The organism is Clostridium manihotivorum (genome assembly GCF_004015185.1).
GTDB lineage: Bacteria > Bacillota > Clostridia > Clostridiales > Clostridiaceae > Clostridium_AR > Clostridium_AR manihotivorum.
Genome location: NZ_CP025746.1, coordinates 5,261,159 through 5,275,616, shown reverse-complemented (window position 1 = coordinate 5,275,616; position 14,458 = coordinate 5,261,159). Strand labels below are relative to the sequence as shown.

10 protein-coding genes are annotated in these 14,458 nt (G+C 33.2%); 7 read left to right on the top strand and 3 right to left on the bottom strand.

Going from position 1 to position 14,458, the window contains the following annotated elements; genetic code table 11:
- Positions 1-3 precede the first annotated feature (3 nt).
- A complete protein-coding gene (gene uxaC / locus C1I91_RS23595) occupies positions 4-1,398 on the bottom strand; it encodes a glucuronate isomerase (protein ID WP_128215105.1) in 1,395 nt (464 codons plus the stop codon).
- A 348-nt stretch (positions 1,399-1,746) separates the two neighbouring features.
- On the opposite strand from uxaC, the gene C1I91_RS23590 reads away from it, so the two are divergent.
- From C1I91_RS23590 to C1I91_RS23560, 7 genes are all read left to right on the top strand, one after another.
- Entirely contained in the window at positions 1,747-2,607 is an 861-nt protein-coding gene (locus C1I91_RS23590; RefSeq protein WP_128215104.1) for an AraC family transcriptional regulator, read from the top strand.
- Positions 2,608-2,701: 94 nt separating this feature from the next.
- The gene (locus tag C1I91_RS23585; RefSeq protein WP_128215103.1) at positions 2,702-5,392 is read left to right on the top strand and encodes a sigma-54-dependent transcriptional regulator; all 2,691 of its coding nucleotides are present in this window, start codon (positions 2,702-2,704) and stop codon (positions 5,390-5,392) included.
- Positions 5,393-5,601: 209 nt separating this feature from the next.
- Positions 5,602-5,919, top strand: coding sequence for a PTS sugar transporter subunit IIA (locus tag C1I91_RS23580; protein ID WP_128215102.1), 318 nt, complete (start codon positions 5,602-5,604; stop codon positions 5,917-5,919).
- A gap of 77 nt (positions 5,920-5,996) precedes the next feature.
- Positions 5,997-6,302: a PTS sugar transporter subunit IIB gene (locus C1I91_RS23575; protein WP_128215101.1), complete on the top strand. Its 306-nt coding sequence runs from the start codon at positions 5,997-5,999 to the stop codon at positions 6,300-6,302.
- A gap of 48 nt (positions 6,303-6,350) precedes the next feature.
- Positions 6,351-7,640, top strand: a complete 1,290-nt coding sequence (locus C1I91_RS23570; protein ID WP_128215100.1) for a PTS sugar transporter subunit IIC — start codon at positions 6,351-6,353, stop codon at positions 7,638-7,640.
- Between the two features lie 315 nt (positions 7,641-7,955).
- Positions 7,956-10,241: a glycoside hydrolase family 2 protein gene (locus C1I91_RS23565; RefSeq protein WP_128215099.1), complete on the top strand. Its 2,286-nt coding sequence runs from the start codon at positions 7,956-7,958 to the stop codon at positions 10,239-10,241.
- A 213-nt stretch (positions 10,242-10,454) separates the two neighbouring features.
- Positions 10,455-11,402 (top strand): sugar kinase, encoded by a 948-nt coding sequence (locus C1I91_RS23560; protein WP_128215098.1) that lies wholly within the window; start codon positions 10,455-10,457, stop codon positions 11,400-11,402.
- A gap of 359 nt (positions 11,403-11,761) precedes the next feature.
- Here the strand turns inward: C1I91_RS23560 and C1I91_RS23555 are convergent, their stop codons facing one another.
- The gene (locus tag C1I91_RS23555; RefSeq protein WP_128215097.1) at positions 11,762-12,718 is read right to left on the bottom strand and encodes an endo-1,4-beta-xylanase; all 957 of its coding nucleotides are present in this window, start codon (positions 12,716-12,718) and stop codon (positions 11,762-11,764) included.
- 55 nt (positions 12,719-12,773) lie between these two features.
- Complete coding sequence (locus tag C1I91_RS23550) at positions 12,774-14,375, bottom strand: glycoside hydrolase family 43 protein (RefSeq protein ID WP_238475874.1); 1,602 nt, start codon at positions 14,373-14,375, stop codon at positions 12,774-12,776.
- Between the last annotated feature and the right edge of the window lie 83 nt (positions 14,376-14,458).

Genomic DNA, 14,458 nt, shown 5'->3' with positions numbered 1-14,458 from the left:
ATATTAATCCTCCAATTCTAAATAATTTTTTATATTTTTAAAGCATATTCCTTCAATAATTTCTTTTAAGATCTCAGCATCATCTTCGAACTCTTCATCATCTACTAGAGAGCCTATATAACTACACAAAATTCTTCTAAAGTAATCATGTCTTGCATAGGATAAAAAGCTTCTTGAATCTGTAAGCATACCAACAAAGTAGGCTAAGGTACCTTGACTTGAAAGAACCTTTAAGTGTTCATAAATTCCTTCTTTGTGATCATTAAACCACCAAGCAGCTCCAAATTGAACTTTTCCTTGGATACCATCTTGTCCAAAGCAGTGAGGAAGTGATGAAAGCACAAGGTTATCCTTTGAGTTTAAAGTGTATATTATTGTTTTAGGTAGAGCAGCTTCTCTATCCATTGAAGCTATTAATTTCGATAGGTGAGGCGCTATATTAAAATCGTTCATGATATCAAAACCAGCATCAGCGCCAAGCTTTTTGAACATTAGCTCATTATTGTTTCTCATTGCACCTATGTGAAGCTGCATTACCCATTTGTTTTTATCATATTCCGCAGCTAGCATTTTAAGTGTGAAACATTTGAATTTTTCAATCTCTTCAAAGGATAGGTTATTCTCAAATAACCTTTTTCTAAATATTGCTGATACTTCAGTTTCATCAGTATCATAATAGTTTAAGCTTTCAAGAGAGTGATCAGAAAGCTTGCAGCCAACCTGAGCAAAATATTCTATACGTTTCTTCAGTGCAGTTATTAAAGTTTGATAGTTATAAATTTCTACAGAACAGCTATTGGATAAGGTCTTTAAATAATCTAAGTAATCATCCTTTGATATATTAAGAGCCTTATCTGGTCTAAAGGTTGGAAGCGCCTTGAATTCTAGTTGTTTCTTACTTAGTAGTTTATGATACTCTAAGTTATCAATAGGATCATCTGTTGTGCAGATTAGTTTTACCTTAGAGTTATTAATAAACTTTACAGGAGACAAAGCTTCTTCTGATATCTTATTATTGCAGTATTCATATATCTTTTCAGCATTGCTCTCCTTTAGCATTTCACTTAAGCCAAAGAAGTTTTTTAGCTCCATGTTAGTCCAGTGGTATAGTGGACTTCCAATTAATCTTTCACAAGTTCTTGCCCACATTTTAAATTTATCAAAATCACTTGCATCGCCAGTTATATAGGCTTCAGGTACTCCAGCATATCTCAGGGCTCTCCACTTATAGTGATCGAATTCAAGAAAAATCTTAGAGATATTACTAAATACTTTATCCTCATATATTTCTTTTGCTGATAGGTGGCAGTGATAGTCATATATTGGAGCATTTTTTGCAATGTTATCATAAAGTAATTTTGCTGTTTTTCCTTTTAACATAAAATTGTTATCTAACAAGTAATCACCTCGTTTTTATACCTTTATCTGACATTATAAACATAATTAGAATGCCGTTGAAAACAAATACATCTAACTTGCCTTAATTATAAGCTTTATGGCTGATATTAAATATGTTATTATTGCTATATAACTTGCAAAAATTGCTCAGGTAAAATAATATTATTTTTAAATTGTTTATTGAAGTTAAGTGGACAGAGGTCTGATGCTTTAGGCTAAAATAGCTCGGGCATATAGCAGCTCTTTAAGGACTACTTAATTTTAATAAAACAGTAGTTACAGTAAGTTAATATAGATAAAAGATAATATATGTAATTTGAAGTGCTAGAAGTTAGGAGGTGGGGGATAGTGAAGAAAAGAACTCATGAGTATCAAACTCGTCAGTATATGCTATCTAGTGATTATGAGATATATCATTATTTGAATAGCGACATAAGAAATATAAATATACACCACCATGATTTTTATGAAATCTATTTCTTTATAGCAGGAGATGTTACTTATTTAATTGAAGGTAAAGCCTATAAATTAGAAGCTGGCAATTTGGTCTTAATTAATTCCAAGGAACTCCACCAAGCGGTGATAAATTCTGAAGAAGCATACTATGAAAGGATCGTTCTTTGGATAAATAGAGGCTTTTTAAAAAGTCTTTCAAATGAGGAAATAGATCTTTCTCTTTGTTTTGAAGGAATAAATAAAAAAAATGTACTAAGTGTAGATTTTGAGCAACAAAAAAATATAAGATTCATACTTAATAAGTTAGTAGATCTTGAAAACTATAAGGGTTTTGGTTATGAACTTCTTTATAAGGCTTATATCACAGAACTTATGGTGCATATAAATAATCTTACCTTTAAGGAAGATACAGAGTTAGGTGTAGATATAAAGAAAAGTAATCTTATAGATGGAATAATAGAGTACATAAATAATCATATAGAGGATGATATAACTGTTGATGAAATAGCAGAACAGTTTTACTTAAGTAAGTTCCATTTGTCTAGAGAGTTTAAAAAATATACAGGAACCACAATTCATAGATATATAGTTCAGAAAAAACTCATAGAGGCTAAGGAGTTGATTCTCAAGGAGATTCCTATAATTGATGTATACAAACAATGTGGGTTTGGAGATTATTCTAATTTCTTTAGAGCCTTTAAAAATGAGTATGGTATTACACCAAAACAGTATTATGAGGCAATGGTAAAGTAAATTATAGTTGTATTAAAGGATAGAATAATGTCCTGTTGGGTGGAATTGGTATATCATTAACAAAAGTAAAGGGAACAGTGAGGTGAATTGATTAATGAAAAGAATTGATTTGATTCTCAGTAAGCTTAAAGAGATAAAGGTTTCAAAGCCTAATGGAGTATCTGCTTCAGAGCTTGCCGAGGAATTGGGACTTATGAGAGGCAATGTAAGCAATGACTTGAATATACTAGCTAGCGCAGGAAAGGCAGTTAAGATAAAAGGAAAACCAACCTTATTTATAGCAGTGGATGAAGAGAAGATTGAGAATAATACCTCAGTAATTAATAATTTTTCAGAAGTTAACCCTAGTCTTTATACGGCTTTAGAACAGGCTAAGGCTGCTATACTTTATCCTCCTAATGGAATGAATATATTGCTTCTTGGAGAAACTGGAGTAGGTAAGTCAACCTTTGCTGGCTTGATATATAAATACGCCACAGAGATGGGGGTAAGGCCTAAGGAAAGTCCATTTATAACCTTTAACTGTGCAGATTATGCTAACAATCCTCAGCTTTTATTAGGACAGCTTTTTGGGGTGAAAAAGGGAGCGTATACTGGAGCGGATTTTGACAAAGCTGGGCTATTAGAAAAAGCAGATGGTGGAATATTGTTTCTAGATGAAGTACATAGATTGCCAGCAGAAGGGCAAGAGATGTTTTTCACTTTTATGGACAGAGGCTTGTACAGAAGACTTGGTGAAACAGAAAGTGAAAGAAGTGCAAAGGTACTTATTATAGCCGCTACCACTGAAAATCCTGATACAACGTTACTTCAGACCTTTACAAGAAGAATTCCAATGGTAATAACTATACCAGCCTTAAGAAATAGAGGAATAGAAGAGCGATTTAATCTTATAAAGCAGTTTATGTTAGAGGAGTCAGGAAGGCTTGGGAAGAGTATAAAGGTATCAATAAACTCAATAAAGGCATTTTTATTTTATGAATGTAAAAGCAATGTGGGGCAGCTTAAGTCAGACATACAGCTTGCTTGTGCTAGAGCCTATGCTGATTTTTTATCCAATAGAAAAGATGAAATCAGCATAAGCAGTTTGGATTTGCCAAGCTATATAAGAGAAGGATTATATAAGGAAATAGAGCACAGACAGTTATGGAATAAGCTGGTTGACATAAATAAGCGATATTGTATTTTTGATAAAGACGAAGAAAAGATGATCTTCGAAGAGAATAGTTATGATGAGAACATCTATGAGATGCTTGAGATGAAAACGAGGGATCTTAAAGCAAAGGGTATAAGAGGTACAGAATTCGAGAAAGAAATTGAAAATAACATAGAAGATTATTTTAAAAAGTATATTAATAAATTCAATTACAAGGTAGATACAGCTAACTTGGAAACAATAGTAGAGCCTCATATAATTAAGGTTGTTGAAAAAGTAATTAATTTCTGTGAAGAGGAACTAAAAAGAAAGTTAGATAAGCAAATATATTATGGACTAGCAGTTCACATAAATAATGCTGTGGATAGAATAAGAAGAAATAAGAAGATAGAAAACCTAGAGCTTAATAATATTAGAAAACAATATAGTAAAGAGTTTAATGTAGCCATAGATGTCCTAAAAATACTAGAGCAATCTCTAGATGTTGAGATACCTGTGGATGAGGCTGGATTTATAACAATGTTTCTAACCTATCATAATGAGGCGCTTAAGAAATCTTATAATAACGTTAAGATTATTATTATAGCACATGGAGAAACCACAGCTACCTCTATGGCTGATGCAGTGAATGGGCTACTAGGAGCTAATTATTCTAGAGGAATAAATGCACCAATAGACGAGAAACCTCAGATAACTCTGGAAAAGATTAAAGAATACATTAAGCAGAATAATATAGATAAAGAGATATTGTTCTTAGTAGATATGGGATCACTTGCAACCTTTGGAAGAGAGATAGAAAAAGAATTTAAAATAAAGACAAGAACTATTCCTTTGGTAAGTACCCTACATTGCATTGAGGCTACTAGAAAAGCAATGCTTGGTTATTCTTTAGATGATATATATAGAGAAACCTTAGAGGTCAATAATCTATACGATAATAGTTCATTAGATTATATACCAGAAGGCAGCGAGGAGAAGAAGCTTGCTATAGTAACAATTTGTACTACGGGAGAAGGTGGTGCAAAAGCTATGAAGGGAATATTAGAAAGAACTCTTAAGTTTGATAGTAGTCTGCTTGATATAGTTCCGGTGAACTTTATAGGAAAAGAGAATATATATGATAGATTAGAAAAGCTAGCAAACAAATATGAGATATTATGTATAGTTAGCCCCTTTGATCTAGAATCTGATTATATACAGTTTAAGCTAGATGATGTTATAGAAGGAGAAGCCTCTGAAAATATACAAGATTTAATAGATAGAGAAAAAGTTTATATAAAGATGGAGGAAACCTTAGAACATCAATTAAGAAATATCGATGGAAAATCAATAGTTAAGGATATAAAAAGATTCTGTAAGAATGTGACAAAGGCAATGAATATAAAGCTTACCTCAAATGCATTGATAGGAATAACTCTTCATATGGCAGTTATGGTGGATAGATTAAGTGGCAATGAAGTTATTGAAACTTATAGAAATAAAGAAAGCTATATAAGAGAAAACTTAGAATTGTATAGATTGATTAAAAGTGAATGTGCATTGCTTAATACTAAATATACAATTGTTATTTCTGAGGATGAGATATGTTATCTCATGAATCTATTTACTATGAAAAATAAAGCAAAATAAAGCACATTATTAATGTGCTTTGAAAAGTTTTCGAAAAGTAAAGCACATCAATACTTTTTGAAAGCTTTTTTATTTTGCTTTGAAAAGCTTATAAATAGAGGAGTGAAGGGTTTTAGTTAAAGAAATTTATATAATTTCTGCTTTGGCACGGGTCTTGCTTTATATATAAGCGTAAGACAAATAAAAAATGTTGATTAGAAGGTGAAGCAATGGAAACAGTAGATAAAGAACAAATAGTTATGGAACTTATAGTAAATGGTGGTGATGCAAGAAGTAAAGCAATGCATGCTATAAAGCTAGCTAAAAAAGGTGAATTGCAGGCTGCAAAGGATAAAATAAAGGAAGCAAACGAAGCCTTAAACAAAGCTCACAACTTCCAAACTAGATTAATACAAGGTGAATCAGCAGGAGATAAGGTTGAAATAAGTTTGCTTATGATACATGCTCAAGATCACTTGATGAATGCAATCACTGTACTTGATCTAGCACAAGAAATGATTTCTATGTATGAAGAATTTAGAAAGTAAACATTTAGTAGTTAACAAAACAAGCTTGTTTAAAAATATATTCAAAAAAATAATATGAATTTTAGGAGGAAATAATTATGAAATATATTACATTGGTTTGTGCAGCAGGAATGTCAACAAGTATTCTAATGGGTAAGATGCAAGAAAGTGCAAAGAAAAAGGGAATTGAAGCGAAGATAATAGCTATGTCAGAGTCAAAATTCGAAGAGTATGAAGAGCCAACAGAAGTTTTGCTTTTAGGACCTCAAATATCTTATCTAGAAGATGACATAAGAGAAAAATACGAGCCAAAGGGAATTAAGGTTGCAGTAATAGATATGATGGACTACGGTACTTTAAATGGTGAAAACGTATTAAATGATGCACTTAAATTATTAGGTTAATTTTATAGAAAAAGTTAATAAAGGCTAAATTCTAAAGGGGGATTAATAATGGCTAAGCTTGATTCAAAGGCTATTAATAAAAAAATTGCACCAATATTAAATAAAGTTCAAAAAAGTAAGTTGGCAAATGGAATCACTGGAGGAATGATGGTGGCAATGCCAGTAACACTTTTAGGTGCATTTGCTTCACTATTTTTAAATCTACAAATACCTGCATACAAAAGCTTTATCGCTAGCTCTGGAATAGCAGCAGTTTTAAATACATCTATTCAATTTACAACTAACTTCTTAGCAGTGGTGTTTTTAATTACTATTGCAGGTAGTTATGCAAAGCAGTATAAAGAGGATCCAATTTTACCATCCTTACTTGCAGCAGTGTGCTTCTTTGTAGTGACGCCACTTTCTGTAGCTAAAGTGAATAATGCCACAATTACCTCTATACCTATGGATTGGCTAGGAGCAAAAGGTATATTTTCAGCAATTATTATAAGTTTGGTAGCCACAAGATTATATATTTATATCAAACAAAAAGGTTGGACTATTAAGATGCCAGCTAGTGTTCCACCAGTAGTATCCAGCAGTTTCAGTAGTTTAATACCAGGTTTTGCTGTTGCAATACTATTCTTAATTATATCCGGTGTTTTTGCAGCAACTCCATATAAGACTATGCATGCATTTATATATGCTTTTATTCAAACTCCACTTCAAGGTGTTGGTGGAAATATAGTATCAGTTATACTTTTATGGACATTTGCTCAAGTGCTATGGTTCTTTGGTATTCATGGAACTTTGGTTATTTACTCAGTGGTTCTTCCGATATTTACTGCAATGGATGCAGCACAGTTAACTGCTTATTCAGCAGGTCAAGCACTTCCAAATATAACAGGACGTGCATTTGTTAGTACTTATACTGTCAGTGCCAGTGCAATAGGATTTGCTTTACTTATGTTATTATTCGCAAAGAGTAAACAATACAAAACCTTAGGTAAATTATCAACACTACCATCACTTTTCGGTATAAGCGAACCATTGGTTTTTGGTACGCCACTAGTATTCAATGTAAGATTTGCTGTACCATTTATATTCATGAATGCCATCAATCTAATTATTGCTTATGGACTAACTGTTATAGGTATAGTTCCAAGAGTAGCTGGAATGGCTCCAATGAGTGGTATGCCAATAATCTTTAGTGGACTTATGGAAGGAAGCTGGAGGATAGCTGTGCTTCAAGTTGTACTTGTAATTCTAGAAATGGCAGTTTGGTATCCGTTCTTTAGAAAAGCAGATAGAGAAGCTTATGCTTTAGAACAACAAGCGGAAGTAGAAGTAGTAAAGTAATATAGAATTAAGTTCACCTATATATGAGGTGAACTTATCTTTTAAATTAGGCTTTGTTAAAGTACTGGCATATAGCATATCCTTCATGACCACTTAATTTCAACAATATTATTAAACATAGCCTTAAATTAAAATACTCTTGAAGTAGAGTACTGAATATAGCCTAAATCAGTAGAGATAAAAGATAGTTTTTAATTTATTTATAAATTATAGTTTTGTAATTTATAAATGAAAAATAAACTTAGTGCAGTTTGTATTTTGAACTAAGTGACAGAGCTAATCTGTAAATTAGATTATAAAAGTAGGTGAATATAAATGAGGATAATAGCTTTAAATGATAAATGGAGCTTTACAAAAGAAAATAACGAAGTTTATATAGAAAAAGAAATAGAGAAAGCTGAACTAGTTACCTTACCTCACTGCTTTAACGCAATTGATGGACAAAGTGGGGAGGGAATGTTTAAAGGTCAATGTTTTTATCAAAGAAAGCTTGATATTAGTACTGAAGAGTTAGATAAGTATATTTTCTTAGAAATAGGTGCAGCTTCTTTGATCTCTAAGGTTTATGTTAATGGTAAGTTAGCTGGCGGCAGCAGATGTGGATTCTCAATGTATAGAGTGTTTTTGACTCCTTTTTTGAAAGCAGGAGAAAACTTAATATCAATAATTGTAGATAACAGCAGTCATAAAGATGTGTACCCGCTAATGGCTGATTTCTCCTTTTATGGTGGAGTATATCGTGAGGTGAAATTAATTGTCTCAGAGGCACTTCACTTTGATCTTATGGACAATGGAAGAGACGGAATATATTTAACTCAAAGAAATGTAGTAGATGGAATCTTTGAACTTGAAATAAGAGGGACAGTAGTAAACGAGTTAATGGAAACAAAGACTGGTAAGTTAAATTTTAGAATTTTAGATAAAGAGGATAATATAGTATTTGATAAAACCATTGAAGCTGATATTCAAAAGGAGTTTAAATTCAATTTGGTTGAAAAAATCAATAATCCTGAGCTTTGGCAAGGGATAGAAAGTCCTTATCTTTATAGATTAGAGGCTGAAATATACTCAGAAGATATGCTTTGTGATAAGAAAACAATTGAGGTTGGTTTTAGAACTGTAGAGATAACACCAGATAAAGGCGTATTTTTAAACGGAAAACCTATTAAGCTAAATGGAGTTAGCAGACATCAAGACTTTGCTAAGATTGGTAATGCCTTAACCAAAGAACATATGGATTTGGATATGGCAATCATAAAGGAGGTAGGTGCTAACAGCATTAGACTTTCTCACTATCAGCACGATGATTATTTCTATACTCTTTGTGACCGTGAGGGAATGTTAGTATGGGCAGAGATTCCTTTTATCAGTATACCAACTACTATTGATAAAGAAAACAGAAATGCTAAAGAGCAGCTTGAATGTTTAATAAAGCAGGCCTATAATCACACCTCAATTTACTGCTGGGGAGTTCAAAATGAAATAACCATAGCAGTAGAAAATGAAAATACCTATAAGATGGTGGGAGAGCTAGTTTCTACTGCTAAGAGTTTGGATTCAACAAGATTCATAGCTCAGGCCAACATTCATACCGTGGCTAATGACAGTCCATTAAATGGGTTAACAGATTTTGTTGGATATAACCTTTATTATGGTTGGTACTATAAGGAGATTAAAGATCTAGGAATTAGGTTAGATGATTTCCATGCTGTAAGACCTAAAACACCGGTTATGGTTACTGAATATGGGGTAGATACTAACCCAAGACTTCATTCCTACGAACCAACAGTAAAAGACTATACTGAAGAATACCAATTGCTATTCCAGGATAATGCGCTTAGAACCTTTAAAGAGAGAGATTTTGTTCTAGGTGGATATATATGGGCTATGTTTGATTTCGGTAGTGAGATTAGAAATGAAGGCGGAGAAAAAGGAAGAAACCAAAAGGGACTAGTAACAATGGACAGAAAAGTAAAAAAGGACGCCTTTTATCTATGTAAGGCTTACTGGTCGAAGGAACCTTTTGTAAAGCTAGCTGGCAGCAGATTTGTTAATAGACATAAGGAACTAAACCATATTGTAGTGCTTTCTAATCTGTCTAATATTAAGCTATATGTAAATGATAAGCTTGTTGATGAAACAAGTAATAGCGAACCAATGAAATCATTTAAGAATGTAGCACTGTCCCTAGGAGAAAATTGTATTAGAATTGAAGGCTGTGATGGGGAAAATACTATTTACACAGACGAGATGATGTTAAACAGAGTTGATAAAATAGATGAAAGCTATATACTTCCAAAGCAAGAAGAAAAGAAGCATGTAACTAACTGGTTTGAGAAGTTTGATTTGTCTGAAGTTAAAGAGATAGTTGTTAAGGATGGCTATTATTCAATATACGATTCGGTAGAGAAGCTTTATGAAGATGAGCAGGCAAAGGCAGTATTTAAAAAATTCTTTGGAGAAACTGCTGAAGAGCCTAGATTTAAAGTAATGATGGGACTTATTTCAATAGAAGGTATGTCTAAGAGATCTATGTTTAGAATACCAAAGGAACTTTTAGGCGTAATCAACGATGAGCTAAATGTTATTCCTAAGAAATAAAGATGCACTACTTAAATACTAAATCTATTTTCAAAACTCTTCTAGATTCTGAGAGTAGAATTTGAAAAAACAGATTTTAATGTCAAGTGGTACATATATAGATAAGGATGTGGCTTAGTACGCTGATTTTTGTAAGGTACTAAGCTTCAGCAACTTCACTAGAATAAAAATATATAATTAAAAAACTGAACTAAGAGTAGGTGGAAATATAACATGGACGTATTAACCTTTGGAGAGACTATGGTGCTTTTTAATCCACAGTCAAATGGACCACTAAGATATGTTAATAGCTTTAATAAATCTATAGCTGGAGCAGAATCTAATGTAGCTATAGCACTTTCAAGACTTGGACATGAAGCAGCTTGGTTCTCAAAATTAGGAGAAGATGAGTTTGGTAAGTATATTAGAAATGCAATAAGATCAGAGGGGGTAGATACCTCTAGAACAAAATTTACTAATGAAAAAAGCAGCGCTATTCTTTTCAAGGAAAGATTTGGTGGAGAAAATCCTAATGTTTATTATTATAGACAAGACTCAGCAGCAACTACATTAACAGCAGAAGAATTAGATTTAGAATATATTAAACAAGCTAAAATAATTCATATCACTGGCATAACTCCAGCACTGTCTGATAGCTTAAGGAAGGTTGTATTTGAAGTTTTGAGGATAGCAAGAGAGAATAGTATAACCATTTCTTTTGACCCCAATATCAGATTGAAGTTATGGGATATAGAAGAAGCTAAACCTATATTATTAGATATTGCAAGAAGTTCGGATATAGTTTTACCAGGTATTTCAGAAGGAGAGATGCTTCTAGGAACTAGTGATGAAAAAGAAATAGCCAATAAGTTCCTTGACCTAGGCTGTAAGCTAGTAGCTGTGAAGCTTAGTGAAAAAGGCTGCTATGTTGCTAATAGTTCTGGTGGAACTTATGTAAAAGGCTATGAGATTAAGAATCCCGTAGATACTGTTGGAGCTGGTGATGGCTTTGCGGCAGGATTTTTATCTGGAATACTAAGAAACCTAAGTTTAGAAGAGTGTGGACAACTAGGTAATGGAGTAGGGGCTATGGCAACACTTGTGCAGGGAGATATGGAAGGCTATCCATATTTTGAGCAGCTTTTAGCCTTTATGGGAAGGAGAAAGAGTGTGGATAGGTAGTTAAAAGCTCCGATAAATGGGATTAGAATAAGAGTTTGCTTGATAATATAAGGTATCTAACTTCAACTATTAATTTCTACATGCCATAAAGTCCCCAGAATCCGGGATTTTATAACAAGTATAAATTAAGTTTTCATAAAGGTTCCCTATAGTAAATTCTTTTAATAAGCCATGGATTGAAAACTATTAGGTTTATCAATCCATGGCTTTCATAAATATTTTTACAAGTTTATAAGTTACAAATCTGTTGATTAGCCGCCATAACGTAAGTTTGGCTAGTACTGGTTATGGCAATATTTTGATGCATTAAGCAAAAGTATTTGCTAAAGCCTAATTAATGGTTAAGCTTCTTCACATTATTAATGAGTGGAAAGATAGCTCTTTAACCATTTAAGTGCAGGTCTTTCTGCACCTGATGAAGTAATTAAATAGGTGTCAGGTTTCCAAGTTTGGTTTTGTATATATCCCCATAAGGTAATCCCTTTAACATTAGGGTTCTCCCATAGTACTGGGAACTTTTGTTGGTATCTTGCAAGTTGAGTTGAATCATCTCCACTAATATCAAGCTCTGATACATATATAGGTAAGCCTGTTGAGGACAAGGTGTTTAAAACTGTCTTCATTGTGGCTACAGAAACGTTGTCCATATTAAATTGGTGACATTGTATGCCGATTCCATCTATAAGCCCTTTAGATTTAAGGATATTTGCAATTTTCACGTAGTTATTAGCAGCATTAGGGTCACCTATTATACCATACTCATTTAGAAGTAGTTTAGAATTTGGAAAGGCTTTCCTAGCCTGTTCAAAGGACCATACAATCCAATCCCATCCTGTAGCACCATCTCCACCTATTGCATTTCTGTAAGAGGGTTTAGTATGAAGTGGTTCATTTACTACATCAACAAAGGCCGCTCCTGAATATCTTTTACCAGCTGCTTGAATCCACTCAGATACTTCAGCTTTTTGGTCAGCAGCTGAGAGTTTTGAAATCCAGTCTGGTTCCTGAGAGCCCCAAACTAGAGTGTGAAACTTAAATTGAAAGTTCTTACTTTTAGCGTAATTATAAGCAAGATCTGCACCGCTCCAATTCATATTACCACGATTTGCTTCAACAGAACCCCACTTTGTGGCATTTTCTGGAGTTACTTGATTCCAATAAGTGTCGAAGTTAGAAGGAATATTGTTTGATATTATATTGCCTAAGAATTTACTATGGGACATAGCTGCATTTGTATTTTTTGATGTTGACAATGACACTAGTAGAGTTAAGGAAAGAGCTATAGTACAAAATTTTATAATTTTTGTTTTTAACATAATAAACACTCCTTTACATATCCAGTGTACTAGCTTGTACACTGATCGATTTTATTTATTTTAGAAATTGCCAATAATCAATATTGAATAAATTATTTGTGCCGTTACCTACAAATTTAAAGAAAACATTGTGAACTCCAGTGATATTGGATACTGTGCACTGCATTTCTTTCCATTGTTGTGGGCCACCTGTAGAGCCTACATTTAGAGTACCAACTACAGCACCATCTACAGTATCTAAATGTATTTCTATCTTTCCACCAACAGAAGATGCGATGTTAGCTTTAAAGGTCTTAGCAGGAACTTGTCCAAAATCAGCCTTTGATACTGCTATCCAGTCACCATTATTTATGTTTGTAACATCTAGATTAATTCCCCCTGAGGCATGGCATATTTCTGTTGAGATACCTCCATTCCATCCGATAGTCTCTGCTTCATTGCGTATATATGGGTTAAGATTAGTAGTTTGAGGAACTCCAATCATATCAGCATTGACATTCTGGATTTTTCCATCACTGGAATATTGAAGTTTGTTAATATGAGGTGAACGATATCCTTTAGTAATCCCCATAGCTTTTCCTAGAGTTTGTGCATGATAGGTTATATACCATTGATTATTGAATTGAAAAATTGAATGATGGTTGTTACCACCAACACCAAAAAAGCTTCCAGGATTTTTTAGAATAGAACCTTGATAAGTAAATGGCCCCATAGGGTTGTTACTAACCATGTAAGCAATCTCTCCTTGTGCAGGAGAGCCAGCTGGGTGGGTGCCAGAGAAATTTGAACAGTAAGAGTAGTAGTATTTACCATTGTATTTGTGTATACCTGAATCTTCAAACATGAAAGGAGCATCTATTAAAGAGGCACTTCCATCAGTATGAATCATATCACTGCTTAACTTTATAACTCTACTTGATTTTGGATTTGCAATTTGACTTTGAGTAGGTGCATTTCCCCCAGGGATTCCTCCACCAAAATATAGATATGCTGATCCATCATCATCAACAAATACTGCAGGATCAAAAAGCCATACAACTCCATTAACTCCAGGAGTGCTATTAGTAATAATAGGCTTACCAATTGGATCAGTCCATGGACCTATTGGAGAGTCTGAGGTAAGCACCCCTATACTTGAAGCGTCATTAGCAAAATAAAGGAAGAACTTATCTTTACCATTTATTTTTTTACAGGCTGCTGTAGGCGCCCAAGAGTGATTTGCCCATTTTGCAGAGCCGTTAGAACCAGCTACTTGAACTTCACCGTGATCAGTCCAGTTAACCATATCATTAGATGAAATAATGGTTATTTTCTGTATTTTATTATAGGTATTATCAACTACATTTCCATTGGAATCGTATTCAAATTGATCACTTGTCATATAAACATAAACCCTGCCGTTATAGACCATAGCACATGGATCCGCTCCAAACTTATGACTAATAAGGGGATTGGAGTAGCCAGGAACTTTAGCAATTGCACTGGTAGTAGTTGTGGAATTAGCTAAAATAGATTTTTCGGAAAGTAGTTTGTTATTTATAGAGGTATTTTTAGTATTATCAGAATTTAATAAAGGTTTAGCTGTGTCTTGAAGTTTTTTTTCTAGGTTTATATTGTTTGCAGCTGTACTCATTGAAAAGCTAAATATTAAAGACATTGTTAATAAAAAAAGTTTAGAGTGGTTTAACATTTCATAATCATCCTCTTTCTTATTAAATATCAATAAATTTTTGCGATTTA

What these genes read in the sequence shown, in the direction of transcription:
- C1I91_RS23580 (WP_128215102.1), top strand. Translation starts at nt 5,602, where the DNA reads ATGGAAACAGTAGATAAAGAACAAATAGTTATGGAACTTATAGTAAAT.
- C1I91_RS23550 (WP_238475874.1), bottom strand. Translation starts at nt 14,375, where the DNA reads ATGTCTTTAATATTTAGCTTTTCAATGAGTACAGCTGCAAACAATATA.
- C1I91_RS23565 (WP_128215099.1), top strand. Translation starts at nt 7,956, where the DNA reads ATGAGGATAATAGCTTTAAATGATAAATGGAGCTTTACAAAAGAAAAT.
- C1I91_RS23575 (WP_128215101.1), top strand. Translation starts at nt 5,997, where the DNA reads ATGAAATATATTACATTGGTTTGTGCAGCAGGAATGTCAACAAGTATT.
- C1I91_RS23585 (WP_128215103.1), top strand. Translation starts at nt 2,702, where the DNA reads ATGAAAAGAATTGATTTGATTCTCAGTAAGCTTAAAGAGATAAAGGTT.
- C1I91_RS23555 (WP_128215097.1), bottom strand. Translation starts at nt 12,718, where the DNA reads ATGTTAAAAACAAAAATTATAAAATTTTGTACTATAGCTCTTTCCTTA.
- C1I91_RS23560 (WP_128215098.1), top strand. Translation starts at nt 10,455, where the DNA reads ATGGACGTATTAACCTTTGGAGAGACTATGGTGCTTTTTAATCCACAG.
- C1I91_RS23570 (WP_128215100.1), top strand. Translation starts at nt 6,351, where the DNA reads ATGGCTAAGCTTGATTCAAAGGCTATTAATAAAAAAATTGCACCAATA.